Origin of the sequence: Streptomyces sp. NPDC055966 (assembly GCF_042269865.1) — a bacterium.
Taxonomy (GTDB): domain Bacteria; phylum Actinomycetota; class Actinomycetes; order Streptomycetales; family Streptomycetaceae; genus Streptomyces.
The window spans coordinates 44,273-57,094 of record NZ_JBHJYK010000023.1 but is presented as its reverse complement, the minus strand read 5'-3'; the positions used below and the strand labels follow the sequence as shown (position 1 = coordinate 57,094).

The window sequence follows — 12,822 nt, the reverse complement described above, 5'->3', positions numbered from 1 at the left end:
TTACCCGAACGGGCGTACCCGGTTCATCGCCCCCGCTCACCGGTCCGGCTCACCGGCCCGCGGCGGGCCACAGGTCGGGGTCCGGGGCGAACCGGATGCGCAGCTCGCCCTCGCGCAGCGCGGCCCCGGCGACGGTGCAGCGGCGCAGGGCGGAGGGCAGCGGGACGATCCGGCGGAACGGGCCCGCGCTGATCACGAGCTCGTCGCCGCGCCGGATCAGGTCCAGCTCGTCCCGTATCGCGCCGGGCAGCGGGACGTGCCAGACGAGCACGCCGTCCTCGGCGATCCGGTCGGTGACGGGCCACCCGACCGGGGCGGTCGACGGGTTGACGGGGGGTACGGCGAGGGAGCCGAGGTCGTCGCCGCCGCGCGGGTCGCGGCCCAGGTGGGGGACGGGGTGGACGTCGTAGGGCAGCTCCCGCCAGTCGTCGAGGGCCTTGCGCTGCTGGGCGAGGAGCCCGGCCGGCCAGCTCTCCGGCGCGGTCTCGGGCAGGGCGCGGTTGGCGAGCAGGGCCTCGACGGGCAGGCCGCGCAGGGCGAGGCCGAGGCCGGCGGTGCGCAGGGCGTCGGCACCGGCCGGGCCGGGCTCGGCGACCAGGCGCACGGCGGTGGCGCGGTCGGTGAGGACGGCCTCGACGGCGGCCAGTTCGACGTCCCAGCGGGCCGCCGTCTCGTAGAGCCAGTCGGCGGGCATGGGCACGCCGGCCAGCCGGCCGAGGACGGGGCGCAGCGCGCGGGCGGCCTGCCGCTCGGGCGGAAGCAGCCGGCGCAGATAGCGGCGCAGTTCCTCGGCCAGGCCGAGCAGGGCGAGGGCCTGCGGGAGGGGCGGGAGGTCGACGACGAGGAGGTCGTAGCGCTCGCTGAGGGCGGCGTCCCGCAGGGCGCGCAGGAAGGACAGTTCCTCGGCGCCGGGCAGCGGGGTGACCTCCTCGGCGTCCAGGCGGGCGGCGCCGAGCAGGTCGAGGACGTTCGCGGCGCGGGACTGGAAGGCGGTGAGGTCCTCGCGGAAGCGGATCGTGGCGTCGGGGCGCCAGGCGGTGAGATTCGGCGCGGCCTCCTGCGGCGCCGGTCCTGTCGCGGAGCCCAGGGCCGCGCCGGGGGTGTCGGTGCGGTCGGCGCTCAGCAGGAGGGTCCGGGTGCCCGCGCGGGCGGCGGTGAGCGCGGTCGCGGCGGCGACCGTGGTACGACCGCTGCCGCCGGGGCCCGTGATCAGGATGGTGCGCATAGGGGTGAACGCTACCGGTGCCGGGCGGGCGGCTCGGCGCGTGTGACCGGGGGTGACTACTTCTCCCCCGACACCTCTCCCGACGCCTCTCCCGACTCCACCCGCTTCTTCAGACCGGCCAGCGCCCGGTCGATGATGACCTTCTCCGCCTTGCGCTTGATCATGCCGAGCATGGGGATCTTGACGTCGACGGTGAGGCGGTAGGTGACCTCGGTGGCGCCCTGGCCGGCCGGCTTCAGGAGGTAGGAGCCGTCGAGGGAGCGGAGCATCTGGGACTTCACGAGGCTCCAGGAGACCTCGTTGTCGCCGGTCCAGGTGTAGCCGAGGACCTGGTCGTCCTTGATGGCGCCGGCGTCCATGACGAGGCGGACCTGCTCGGCGCGGCCCCGTGCGTCGGTCTCCAGGACCTCGGCCAGCTTCACCTCGCCGGTCCAGTCCGGGTAGCGCGCGAAGTCGGCGATCACCGCCATGACGTCGGCCGGTGCCGCCTCGATCGTGATGCTCGAGCTGGTGTGTTCCGCCATCGCCGTGGCTCCTCCAGATGCGGGCCGTACTGAGATCGTCGTGCGCACGTGTGTGCAGCGTGAAGGCTACCGCGCCACCGACCTGCCGCCCTCACCCCGTCTCCCGCACCCCCGGCCGCCCGGCCGCGGGCCGGTCACCATTCGAGCACCCACGGCGTGCCCGACCCCGCGAAATGCCCCACGTTCACGCATTCCGTCGCGCCGATCCGCATCCGGCGCACGAGCGGCTGATGGACGTGCCCGAAGAGCGAATAGCGGGGCCTGGTGCGGCGGATGGCGGCCAGCAGGGCGCGGCTGCCGCGTTCGAAGCGGCGGGCGACGGTGTCGTAGACCAGCTCGGGGACCTCGGGCGGGATGTGCGTGCACAGCACGTCGACCTCGCCGACCGCCTCGATCTTCGCCGCGTACTCCTCGTCGTCGATCTCGTACGGCGTCCGCATGGGCGTCTTCAGGCCGCCGCCCACGAAGCCGAAGACACGGCCGCCGATCTCCACCCGCTGGCCGTCGAGGACCGTGGTGCCCGGGCGGGCGTACTCGCGCCACAAAGGCGGCATGTCGACATTGCCGTAGGTGGCGTACGTCGGGGTGGGGAACGCGGCGAACATCTCGGCGTACTGCTTGCGCACGGCCTTCTCGATGGCGCCGGCCCGGTCGGCGCCGATGCCGGCCCACAGCCGCGCGCCGAACTCCCGGGCCTCCTCGAAGCGGCGGGCGGTGCGCAGCTCGACGATGCGGTCCGCGTTCTCCTCGCCGAACAGGTCGGGGAAGATCCCGCGCGAGTGGTCGGCGTAGTCGAGGAAGAGGACGAGGTCGCCCAGGCAGATCAGGGCGTCGGCACCCTCGCCCGCCCGCGCCAGGGCCTTCGCGTTGCCGTGCACGTCGCTGATGACGTGGATGCGCGTACCGCGCGCCGCACGCGGGCCCGCGGGTCGGTTTCCGGACGGTGTGGATGCCATGGCGATCAAGCGTAGGCCTGTGCGATGTGCGTGAACAGTGGCGGTCGGGCCTGCGGTTACTGGCCGGTCGGTTCAGCCGTGGACTACTGTGCGCGAAGGAACGCCAGCCTGTGTGACGCAGCGAACATCTCGCCGGGACCCCCTGTCGGGAACGGCATACCGGCGGGTAACGTCCGGGCAGTCCAGTCGTGCTCCGGATTTCAGCCACCGAAGCCCCGAGCACCAGCCCGAGCCTTGGACCGCTCCGTCGCATCACACAGTGTCGTGGCGTCGGCGCCCTATGAGGAGCAGCAGTCTTGCGCGAGTTCAGCCTTCCGGCTTTGTACGAGGTCCCTGCGGACGGCAATCTGACCGACATCGTCCGCAGAAACGCCGCGCAGCATCCCGACGTCGCCGTCATCGCCCGCAAGGACGGCGCCTGGCAGGACGTGACGGCCCGGCAGTTCCTGGCCGAGGTGCACACCGCCGCGAAGGGGCTCATCGCCGCCGGGGTGCAGCCGGGCGACCGGGTGGGCCTGATGTCCCGCACCCGGTACGAGTGGACGCTGCTGGACTTCGCGATCTGGAGCGCGGGCGCGGTCACCGTGCCGGTGTACGAGACCAGCTCGCCGGAGCAGGTGCAGTGGATCCTGTCCGACTCGGGCGCGACCGCGTGCATCGTGGAGCAGGCGGGTCACGCCGCCGCGGTGGAGTCGGTGCGCGAGTCGCTGCCCGCCCTCAAGCACGTCTGGCAGATCGACGCCGGGGGCGTGGAGGAGCTGGGCCGGCTCGGCCAGGACGTGTCGGACCAGACCGTCGAGGAGCGCAGCTCGCTCGCCTGCGCCGACGACCCGGCCACCATCGTCTACACCAGCGGTACGACCGGGCGCCCCAAGGGCTGTGTGCTCACCCACCGCAGCTTCTTCGCCGAGTGCGGCAACGTCGTCGAGCGGCTGCGGCCGCTGTTCCGCACCGGTGAGTGCTCGGTGCTGCTCTTCCTGCCCCTCGCGCACGTCTTCGGGCGGCTCGTGCAGATCGCCCCGATGATGGCGCCGATCAAGCTGGGCTGCGTCCCGGACATCAAGAACCTCACCGACGAACTGGCCGCGTTCCGGCCGACGTTGATCCTCGGTGTGCCGCGCGTCTTCGAGAAGGTCTACAACTCGGCGCGGGCCAAGGCGCAGGCGGACGGCAAGGGCAGGATCTTCGACAAGGCGGCCGACACCGCTATCGCCTACAGCAAGGCGCTGGACACCCCGTCGGGCCCGTCGCTCGGTCTGAAGATCAAGCACAAGACCTTCGACAAGCTGGTCTACAGCAAGCTGCGCGCGGTGCTCGGCGGCCGGGGCGAGTACGCCATCTCCGGCGGCGCCCCGCTCGGCGAGCGGCTCGGCCACTTCTTCCGCGGCATCGGCTTCACGGTCCTGGAGGGCTACGGCCTGACCGAGTCCTGCGCGGCGACCGCGTTCAACCCCTGGGACCGGCAGAAGATCGGCACGGTCGGCCAGCCGCTGCCCGGCTCGGTGGTGCGCATAGCGGACGACGGCGAGGTGCTGCTGCACGGCGAGCACCTGTTCAAGGAGTACTGGAACAACCCGGGCGCGACGGCCGAGGCGCTGGCCGACGGCTGGTTCCACACCGGTGACATCGGCACCCTGGACGAGGACGGCTACCTCAGGATCACGGGCCGCAAGAAGGAGATCATCGTCACCGCCGGCGGCAAGAACGTCGCCCCGGCCGTGATCGAGGACCGCATCCGGGCGCACGCGCTGGTCGCGGAGTGCATGGTGGTGGGCGACGGGCGGCCGTTCGTGGGCGCGCTGGTCACCGTCGACGAGGAGTTCCTGGGCCGGTGGGCCGAGGAGCACGGCAAGCCGGCGGGTTCCACCGCGGCGTCGCTGAAGGACGACCCGGATCTGAACGCGGCGATCCAGGCGGCCGTCGACGACGGCAACGCCGCGGTGTCGAAGGCGGAATCGGTGCGGAAGTTCCGCATTCTGTCCTCCCAGTTCACGGAGGAGTCGGGCCACCTCACCCCGTCGCTGAAGCTCAAGCGGAACGTGGTGGCGAAGGACTACGCGAACGAGATCGAGGCGATCTACGCGAAGTAGCGGGAGCAGCACGTCTCCTGACGGAGTGTCATGGCGCGGTGTCCTCGGCGAGGACCCGCGCCATCGTGCGTTCGGCGAGTGCGGTGATGGTGACGAACGGGTTCACGCCGATGTTGCCGGGCACGAGCGAGCCGTCGGTGACGTAGAGCCGGTCGTAGCCCTTCACCCGGCCGTAGTCGTCCGTGGCCTTCCCGAGGACGCAGCCGCCGAGCGGGTGGTAGCAGAAGTCGTCGGCGAAGACCTTGCTCGTGGAGCCGAACAGGTCGTAGCGGTAGATGGTGGCGTTGGCCAGGTTGATCCGGTCGAACAGCTTCTTGGCCATGGCCACCGAGACCGCGCTCTGGGCGGGGGTCCAGCCGAGTTTCACCGCCCCGGACGAGGAGTCGTACGAGAACGACGCCCGCTCGGGGTTCTTGGTGATCGCCAGATAGAGGCTGACCCAGTGCTCGAACCCCATGGGCAGCGGGGCGATCTCGGCGAAGACCGGGTTGTCGGTGTTGGCCCAGTCGTCGATGCCCAGTACCGGCATGGTGGCCTGGTTCGCGCCGACGGTGTCCCAGACGTGGTTGGCGCGGCCGAGCATGGTGTTGCCGTTGGTGCCCCAGCCGGCGCCGACGTCGGCGGTCAGTTCGGGCAGGGTGCCGGTGTCCCGGGCGCGGACGAGGAGTTCGGTGGTGCCGAGACTGCCGCCGCCGAGGAACAGGTACGTGCAGCTGTACTGCCGGCTCTCCACGACCGCGCCGGTGGTGTCGATCCGGTCGGTGCTCAGGACGTACGACCCGTCGCCGGCGCGGCTGACCGACGTGACCTTCTCCAGGGTGTGGATCGTGACGTTCCCGGTGCCGAGGGCGGCGGCCAGATAGGTCTTGTCGAGGCTGCGCTTGCCGTGGTTGTTGCCGTAGATGACCTCCCCGGCGAGCGCGGACTTCACGGCCGTGCCGGCGGCCTCCTGCTGCATGTAGCCGAAGTCGTAGACGTTCGGCACGAAGGTGGTCTTCAGGCCCGCGTTGCCCGCCGCCTTCCGGGAGGTGCGGGCGAACCGGTACCACTCGGTGGACTCGAACCAGGCCGGGTCGACGGTGTTGACGCCGAGCACGGTGCGGGCGCGCGGGTAGTAGGTGCCGTACATCTCGTCGGCGTCGACGGTCGGGAACTGCTCGGCGAAGTAGGACTTCACGGGCGTGACCGCCATGCCGCCGTTGACGAGCGAGCCGCCGCCGACGCCCCGGCCGACGTAGACGGACATGTGGTCGTAGTGCACGCGGTCCAGGACGCCGGAGTAGGAGCTGATGTCCTTGTTGACCACGTCCAGCCAGAGGAAGGTGGCGAGCGGGGCCTCGGTGCGGGTGCGGAACCACATGGACCGCTGGTCGGGGGCGAGGGTGGAGCAGAAGACCTTGCCGTCGCCGCCGGCGGTGTTCCACAGCTGCCCCATCTCCAGGACGAGGGTGCGGATGCCGGCCTGGCCGAGCCGGAGGGCGGCGACGGCACCGCCGTAGCCCGAACCGACCACGATGGCCGGGGAGTTGTCGACCGCGGCCGGTTCGGCGGCGTGCGCGGACGGGAGACCGATGCGGGTGAGACCGGCCGTGGCGGCGGTCTGGAGGGCGATCATGCCCAGGAGGTGACGTCTACTCAGCTGACGCTGCATCAGTTTTGCTGTCATGCGCGCAGCATGTGCGGATTTTCCGGTTCCGCCTAGACTCTCCGGAACGTTTTAGAGAAGGGCTTTGAGCTTCTCCGCCAGCAGGTCCCAGCGCCAGCGCTCCTCCACCCACTGGCGGCCCCGCTCCCCCATCCTGCGGCGCAGCCCGGGGTCCTGGAGCAGCGGGACGATGCGGTCGGCCGCCTCCTCGGGGGAGCCGCCCCGCACGACCCACCCCGTCTCCCCGTCCAGGACGGCGTCCGGTGCGCCGCCGGAGTCGCCCGCGACCACCGGCAGGCCGGTCGCGGAGGCCTCCAGGTAGACGATGCCGAGACCCTCGACGTCCAGGCCGCCGCGGCGCGTGCGGCAGGGCATGGCGAAGACGTCGCCGGCGCCGTAGTGGGCGGGCAGCTCGGACCAGGGGACCGCGCCGGTGAAGCGGACCGAGGCCGCGACGCCGGTCTCGTCGGCGAGGCGCCGCAGGTCCCGCTCGTAGGGGCCGCCGCCGACGATCAGCAGCACGGTGTCGGGCTCGGCCGCGAGGATGCGGGGCAGGGCCCGGACGAGGGTGTCCTGGCCCTTGCGCGGGACCAGGCGGGAGACACAGACCACGACCGGGCGGTCGGCGAGACCGAGGCGGGCGCGGACCTCGTCGCCGCCGGAGCCGGGGTGGAAGGTCTTCTCGTCGACCCCGGGCGGCAGTGGGACCATGCGGTCGGCCGCCGCCGGGGTGAGCGCCGTGGCGATGCGCGAGCGCGTGTACTCGCCGAGATAGGTGATCGTGTCCGTCGACTCGCCGATCCGGCGCAGCAGCTGCCGGGCGGCGGGCAGCTGGGCCCAGCCGGCCTCGTGCCCGTGCGTCGTGGCCACCAGCCGCTCGGCGCCGGCCGCGCGCAGCGCCGGGGCCATCAGGCCGAGCGGGGCCGCCGCCCCGAACCACACCGAGGTGCAGCCGTGCTCGCGCAGCAGCCCGGTCGCGCGCCGGGTCGCCCGCGGGGTCGGCAGCAGCACGGTCGTAGGGTCGCGTACGACGGTGAAGGGCTGCTCGGCGTCGAAGGCCGCGGTGGCCTCGGCGCCCTCGTGGCCGCGCTTCCAGGTGGAGGCGTAGACGACCAGCCGACCGGGGTCCAGGCGCAGGGCCATGTTGTGCAGGAACGCCTGGATGCCACCCGGGCGGGGCGGGAAGTCGTTGGTGACGATCAGGGTCTTGTGCATCGTGGCCGACCTTACCGAACGAGCCGCCGGCCGGCCGGGCCCGATCGGGCTGTGTGCGGCCCGGTGCGGCGGGGTCTGTGGCAGGTACACAGCCGGGCACGACATCATGGGGCAGGCGAGGCCGACAGCGAACCGGGAATCGAACGGCAAGGGGATCACGTGGAGACCAAGGGCGCCGGGCGGTCCCTGGCATGGCTGCTCGCGGCCTGGGGCGTCACCCGTCTCGTGCTGCTGCTGTTCGTCTTCAAGGTGTGGATCTTCCCGGGGGGCCTGGACGTCACCTCCGACGTGTCGGTGATCTACCGCGGCTGGTACGAGGTCCTGCGCCAGGGCACGTTCCCGCTGGACGACGTGACCTGGCAGTACCCGCCCGCCGCCGCCCTCCCGGTGCTCGCCCCCGCCGCGCTGCCCTTCCTGTCGTACGAGCACGCCTTCTTCATGCTCGCCTTCCTCGCCGACGCGCTCGTGCTGTGGCTGCTGGTGCGTCCGGGCCCGCGCCCCGGGCGGTCGCTGCGCGGGGCCTGGGTGTGGGTGGCTGGCGTGCCGCTGCTCGGCCCGACGGTGTACGCCCGCTACGACGTGATGGTGACCGCGGTGGCCGTCGCGGCGCTGCTGGCGGGCGTCCGGCATCCGCGGGTGATGGGCGCGCTGACCGCGTTCGGGGCGCTGCTGAAGGTGTGGCCGGCGCTGCTGCTGGTGGGCTGCTTCCGGCGCCGGGCCTGGGCGTCGGCGGCGATCACGGCGGCCGGGCTCGCCGCCGTGTTCGCGGTGTCCATGCCGGGCGCCTTCGCCTTCCTGAGCTTCCAGCGGGACCGGGGCACCGAGGTGGAGTCGCTGGGCGCCCTGGTCTTCCATGTGGCCCGGCACTTCGGCTGGAGCGGCCAGGTGCTGCTGAACTACGGCTCGATCGAATTCCTCGGCCCGCACGTGGACCAGGTCAGCACGGCGGCGCTGGCGCTGACCGGGGCCGCGTTCGGCTGGCTGCTGCTGTGGCGGCTGCGGGTGGCGCGCCGCACGCCGACCGTCCTCGCGGACGCGGCGTTCACGGCGGTCCTGCTCTTCACGGTCACCAGCCGCGTGATCAGCCCGCAGTACCTGGTGTGGCTGGTGGGCGTGGCGGCGGTCTGCCTGTCGTACCGGGCGAGCCGGATGGGGGCGCCCGCGCTGATGGTGGTGGTCGCGTCCTTCGTGACGGTCCTGGAGTTCCCGCTCGGGTTCGTGCACGTGGTGACGAGCGACCGGTACGGGGTGCTGCTGATGGTGGTCCGCAACGGCCTGCTGGCCGTGGCCGCCCTCACGGCGGGCCGCCGCCTGTGGCGCGCGACCGTCACCCCGCTCCCCACCACTCCCCTCCCGCCCGAACCGGCCCACCCCCGTCAGGCCCCGGTCTCCCCCTGACCGGGCGCGCTCAGCCGAGCTGGGCCCTGACGTACGCGCGCCACTGCGCGGTGAACGCCTCCTGTGTCGTGCCGAGTACCTTCTTCAGCGCGCCCTCGACCGCGCCCGCACGCTGCGGGTGGGCGCCGACGGCGCGGTAGAAGGCGTCCAGCCGGGCCGTGTCCCAGTGGGCGACGATCATCCGGCAGGCCAGCCAGCCGCTCTCGTAGGCCTGGGCCAGCTTGACCGGGTCGCTGGTGAAGCCGAAGTCCCTGTCCGTGGGCAGGGCGGTGGGCACCTCGCCGCCGCGGACGGCGCGGGTCAGTTCCGGCGCGACTTCGGTGGGGGTGCGGCCGGTGCCGAGGTAGCCGATCCAGTCCGCGTAGCCCTCGGAGAGCCACAGCGGGGTCGCGGCGGTGGTGTGCGCGCGGGTGGCCACATGGGTGGTCTCGTGGGTGAGCACGACCTGTTTGCCGAGGTCGCCGAGGCCGGCGTACGCGTCCGGGTTGACCACCACCCGGTCCGCGGGCGCCTGCGCGGAGCCTCCCGCCTCGCCGGTGGTGACGGCGGCGATGCCCCGGTAGTCGGCGGCGGGCGAGCCGAGCAGTGCGGCCATGCCGTCCAGGGACGCCGGGACGAGGACGACGACCCGGCGGCTCCAGTCCGTGCCCCACGCCCCGGAGACGGCCGGGACCGCACGGTCGGCGAGCCCGGTGTAGGCGCGCAGCTCGGCGGCCGTCCGGCCGATGCCCAGCACCAGGCTGTGCGCGCCCCGGACGGCGCTCACCGTGCCCTGGTCCCACAACTGCTGCCCGGCCTGCCGGGCGGGTTCGTCGGCGGTGACGTACCACCCGCCGTCGGCGGTGCGGCCGAGGGTGAGGGTGCGGTCCGCGTCGAGCGGGGCCGTGTCGTATCCGGCGACGCGGTAGCTCAGCTCGGCGTCGGCGGTGGCGCCGGAGCCGCTCTCGCGCACGTCGGTGACCCGGTAGGTCCAGGACGCCAGCGGGACGGCGCGCAGCCGGGCGTACTCGGCACGGGCGCCCGTGACCGCGTACGCCCCTTCGTCGTGCCCGAGCAGGGCCGCCGAGCGCCGGTCGAGCAGCTGCTGCACCTCGGCGCGGGCGGAGTCGGCCGTAGCGGCGCCGAGGCCGCATCCGGTCAGCGCCAGCAGCAGCGCGAGGCCCGCGGCCCCGGCCCGCCACGCCCGTCTGCGACCAGTCACTTCCCGATCGTAACGGCGCGCCACCCGCTCAGGGCCGGGTGACCGAGGAGATCGGCATCATGCCGACGGGGTCGTAGCGGACCGCGGCGCCCGGGTAGGGGGCGTGGATGACCTTGCCGTCGCCGACGTACATGGCCACGTGGCTGGCGTCGGAGCGGTAGACCACCAGGTCACCGGGGCGGGCCTGGGAGAGCGGGATCTGCCGGCCGGCGAAGCGCTGCTCCTGCGAGGTGCGCGGCAGCTGGAGCCCGGCCTGCGCGTACGACCACTGCATCAGACCCGAGCAGTCGAAGCCGGAGGGGCCGTTCGCGCCCCAGACGTAGGGGTGGCCGAGGGCGGCCTGGGCGGCGGCCACGGCGGCCGCGGCGCGGGCGTCGGGGGCGACGGCGCCGGTCAGGTCGGGCAGGCCGATGCCGCTGTCGCGGGAGGCGCGGTCGTAGGCGTCGCGGGCGTCGGTCGGCAGGGCGTCGAGCAGCTGCCGGGCCCTGGCGAGCTTCTTCTCCACGGTCCGCTTGTGCACGACGACGGCCCTGCGGCTCTTCTCCAGCTCGGCGAGCTTGCCGGCCGTCTCCGAGCGCTCCTGCGCGAGGTTCCGCAGCGCGGAGCTCAACTCCCGTAGCCGGCCCGCCTGTTGGACGTCGATGCGGTCGAGGGTGGCGGCCTTGTCGAGGTAGTCCTCGGGGTTGTCCGAGAAGAGCAGCGCGACGGTCGGGTCGAGGCCGCCGGACCGGTACTGCGCCCCGGCCAGCGCACCGAGCTGCTCGCGCAGGGAGTTGATGCGCGCCTGCTGCCGGGCGATGTGGTCCTGGGCGTCGTGCACCTCGCGGCGCAGCGCGTCGGTCTGCTCCTGGGCCTTGTCGAAGGCCTGGGTCGCCTGCTCGGCCTCCTGGTAGAGGCGGTCCACCTCGGCACGGGTGTCGGCGTGCGGTGCCGCATGCGCGGGTACGGCGCCGAGCGCGGTGGCTGCGGCGGACAGGACACACAGGGCGGCGGCGCCCCGGTGGAATCCGGAGGAGGCAAGGCGGCGGTGAGACCCCACGGCGGTCCTTCTGCTGGCGGACAGATACCGCTCCCCCGGCGCCTGGGGACGGGGAGGCCCCGGCGTCGGGGGAGCGCGCCAGACAGTAGCCGTACGCGAGGGGCCGGGCCAAAGACCCGGAAGGCGACATAGCGGGACACCCCGCCGCTGACGCAGGTCATCGGCGGGGCGAGGAGTCAGTTCCGGTTCCGGGGATTCGCCCGTTCGGGCGCCCGGCGTCCGCGTTTCGCAGCGGGTCCGCGGGGGTGCGCCGGGCTACTCGGCCCGGGCACCCGGAGGCATGATCAGACCCGGACGCCGAACTGGAACGGCATGTCGGAGATGGACTCGTAGCGGACCACGGCACCGGTGTGCGGGGCGTGCAGCACCTGGCCGTTGCCGGCGTACAGGCCGACGTGGTGGATGTCGCCGTAGAAGAAGACCAGGTCGCCGACCTGGAGGTCGCTCATGGAGCTGATCCGGGTGCCTATGGTGGCCTGCTCCTGCGAGGTGCGCGGGATGGAGACGCCGGCCTGGGCGTAGGCCCAGGAGGTCAGGCCCGAGCAGTCGTAGGAGGCGGTGCCGGTGGCGCCGTAGACGTACGGCTTGCCGATCTGCGACTGGGCGGCGGCGAAGGCGGCCCCGGCCAGGCCGGAGGCGGCCTTGCTGTTGCCGAGGTCGACCCGCGAGCTGGCGGAGCGGTCGGCGCGCTGCTGCTGGTCGGCCAGCTGCTGCTTCTCCTTGGCCGTCAGGGTGTTGAGCAGCTGCTGCGCGTCGGCGAGCTTGGCCTGGACGTCCTTCTTGTTCTGCTCCAGCTGGGCGCGGGTGGCGGAGAGGTCCTTGAGCTTCTCACCGGCCTCGGCCCGCTCCTGGGCCAGTTCGCGCTGTTTGTCCTGGATCTTCTTCAGCGCGTCGACCTGCTGGGCGCTCAACTGGTCGAGCGTGGAGGCCTTGTCGAGGAAGTCGTTCGGGTTGGACGACAGGAAGAGCTGGACCGAGGGGTCGATGCCGCCGGAGCGGTACTGCGAGGTGGCCAGCGAACCCAGGCTGTCGCGCAGCTTGTTGAGGTCCTGCTGACCCCGCGCGACATTGTCCTGGATGGTGGATATTTCCTTCTGCAGCTTCTGCTGCTTCTCCTTCGCCCCGTCGAACTTCTCGGAGGCCTGCTCGGCCTTCGAGTAGAGGTCGTCGACCTTGGCCTTGACCTGGTCCTTGCTGAGCTTCTGGCTCGGCGCGGCGTTGGCGGCGTTCGCGCTCAGCACGACGGCCGCGGCGGCTGCGGTGGTCAGCACGGTCACGCGGGCGCGACTCTGCTGCTTGGGTCGACGGTGGGACGCCACGAGGGACGAACTCCTTCGTGTGAGTGAGTGAGTGATCACCCGTTCGGAGGTTCGAGCCCTGACCCTAGTGACCCGCTCGTGATCAGTTCAAATCCCAACGGCAAAAAATCCCGTCACTCTATGCATTCTTTGCACACAATTCACGGGGCGTGAGACGGGGTTGACACTAGGTTGCGCAGAGATCATGCCAATTCGGGCATTGGGCATACC

General features: G+C 72.4%; 10 protein-coding genes. 2 read left to right on the top strand and 8 right to left on the bottom strand.

The features are described from left to right. Positions 1-49: 49 nt before the first annotated feature. From ACFC8N_RS37755 to ACFC8N_RS37745, 3 genes are all read right to left on the bottom strand, one after another. The gene (locus ACFC8N_RS37755) at positions 50-1,225 is read right to left on the bottom strand and encodes an ArsA-related P-loop ATPase (protein WP_362820567.1); all 1,176 of its coding nucleotides are present in this window, start codon (positions 1,223-1,225) and stop codon (positions 50-52) included. Between the two features lie 56 nt (positions 1,226-1,281). Then, on the bottom strand, positions 1,282-1,749 hold the full coding sequence (locus tag ACFC8N_RS37750; protein ID WP_356020918.1) for an SRPBCC family protein: 468 nt from the start codon (positions 1,747-1,749) through the stop codon (positions 1,282-1,284). Positions 1,750-1,883: 134 nt separating this feature from the next. Continuing rightward, positions 1,884-2,705 carry a metallophosphoesterase gene (locus ACFC8N_RS37745; RefSeq protein WP_356020916.1) on the bottom strand — a complete coding sequence of 274 codons (822 nt, stop codon included), beginning with the start codon at positions 2,703-2,705 and terminating at the stop codon, positions 1,884-1,886. Positions 2,706-3,001: 296 nt separating this feature from the next. Between ACFC8N_RS37745 and ACFC8N_RS37740 the strand changes: the two genes are divergently transcribed. Further along, on the top strand, positions 3,002-4,795 hold the full coding sequence (locus tag ACFC8N_RS37740) for an AMP-dependent synthetase/ligase (RefSeq protein WP_362820566.1): 1,794 nt from the start codon (positions 3,002-3,004) through the stop codon (positions 4,793-4,795). Between the two features lie 28 nt (positions 4,796-4,823). Here ACFC8N_RS37740 and ACFC8N_RS37735 read toward each other — a convergent pair whose 3' ends face one another. Beyond that, the gene (locus ACFC8N_RS37735) at positions 4,824-6,461 is read right to left on the bottom strand and encodes a GMC oxidoreductase (RefSeq protein ID WP_376293557.1); all 1,638 of its coding nucleotides are present in this window, start codon (positions 6,459-6,461) and stop codon (positions 4,824-4,826) included. A gap of 51 nt (positions 6,462-6,512) precedes the next feature. Next, complete coding sequence (locus tag ACFC8N_RS37730; RefSeq protein ID WP_376293554.1) at positions 6,513-7,655, bottom strand: glycosyltransferase family 4 protein; 1,143 nt, start codon at positions 7,653-7,655, stop codon at positions 6,513-6,515. Positions 7,656-7,814: 159 nt separating this feature from the next. On the opposite strand from ACFC8N_RS37730, the gene ACFC8N_RS37725 reads away from it, so the two are divergent. Beyond that, positions 7,815-9,053 carry a glycosyltransferase 87 family protein gene (locus tag ACFC8N_RS37725; RefSeq protein ID WP_356020906.1) on the top strand — a complete coding sequence of 413 codons (1,239 nt, stop codon included), beginning with the start codon at positions 7,815-7,817 and terminating at the stop codon, positions 9,051-9,053. A gap of 10 nt (positions 9,054-9,063) precedes the next feature. Here ACFC8N_RS37725 and ACFC8N_RS37720 read toward each other — a convergent pair whose 3' ends face one another. The 3 genes from ACFC8N_RS37720 to ACFC8N_RS37710 all read right to left on the bottom strand — a co-directional run bounded on the left by ACFC8N_RS37720 (position 9,064) and on the right by ACFC8N_RS37710 (position 12,612). Next, entirely contained in the window at positions 9,064-10,254 is a 1,191-nt protein-coding gene (locus ACFC8N_RS37720) for a hypothetical protein (RefSeq protein ID WP_376293552.1), read from the bottom strand. 28 nt (positions 10,255-10,282) lie between these two features. After that, a complete protein-coding gene (locus ACFC8N_RS37715) occupies positions 10,283-11,293 on the bottom strand; it encodes an NlpC/P60 family protein (RefSeq protein ID WP_356020901.1) in 1,011 nt (336 codons plus the stop codon). Positions 11,294-11,577: 284 nt separating this feature from the next. Further along, entirely contained in the window at positions 11,578-12,612 is a 1,035-nt protein-coding gene (locus ACFC8N_RS37710; protein ID WP_376293550.1) for an NlpC/P60 family protein, read from the bottom strand. Positions 12,613-12,822 lie beyond the last annotated feature (210 nt).

Bases quoted from the DNA above. Each gene is read 5' to 3' on its own strand.
- ACFC8N_RS37730 (WP_376293554.1), bottom strand. From the start codon at position 7,655: ATGCACAAGACCCTGATCGTCACCAACGACTTCCCGCCCCGCCCGGGT.
- ACFC8N_RS37745 (WP_356020916.1), bottom strand. From the start codon at position 2,705: ATGGCATCCACACCGTCCGGAAACCGACCCGCGGGCCCGCGTGCGGCG.
- ACFC8N_RS37755 (WP_362820567.1), bottom strand. From the start codon at position 1,225: ATGCGCACCATCCTGATCACGGGCCCCGGCGGCAGCGGTCGTACCACG.
- ACFC8N_RS37750 (WP_356020918.1), bottom strand. From the start codon at position 1,749: ATGGCGGAACACACCAGCTCGAGCATCACGATCGAGGCGGCACCGGCC.
- ACFC8N_RS37735 (WP_376293557.1), bottom strand. From the start codon at position 6,461: ATGACAGCAAAACTGATGCAGCGTCAGCTGAGTAGACGTCACCTCCTG.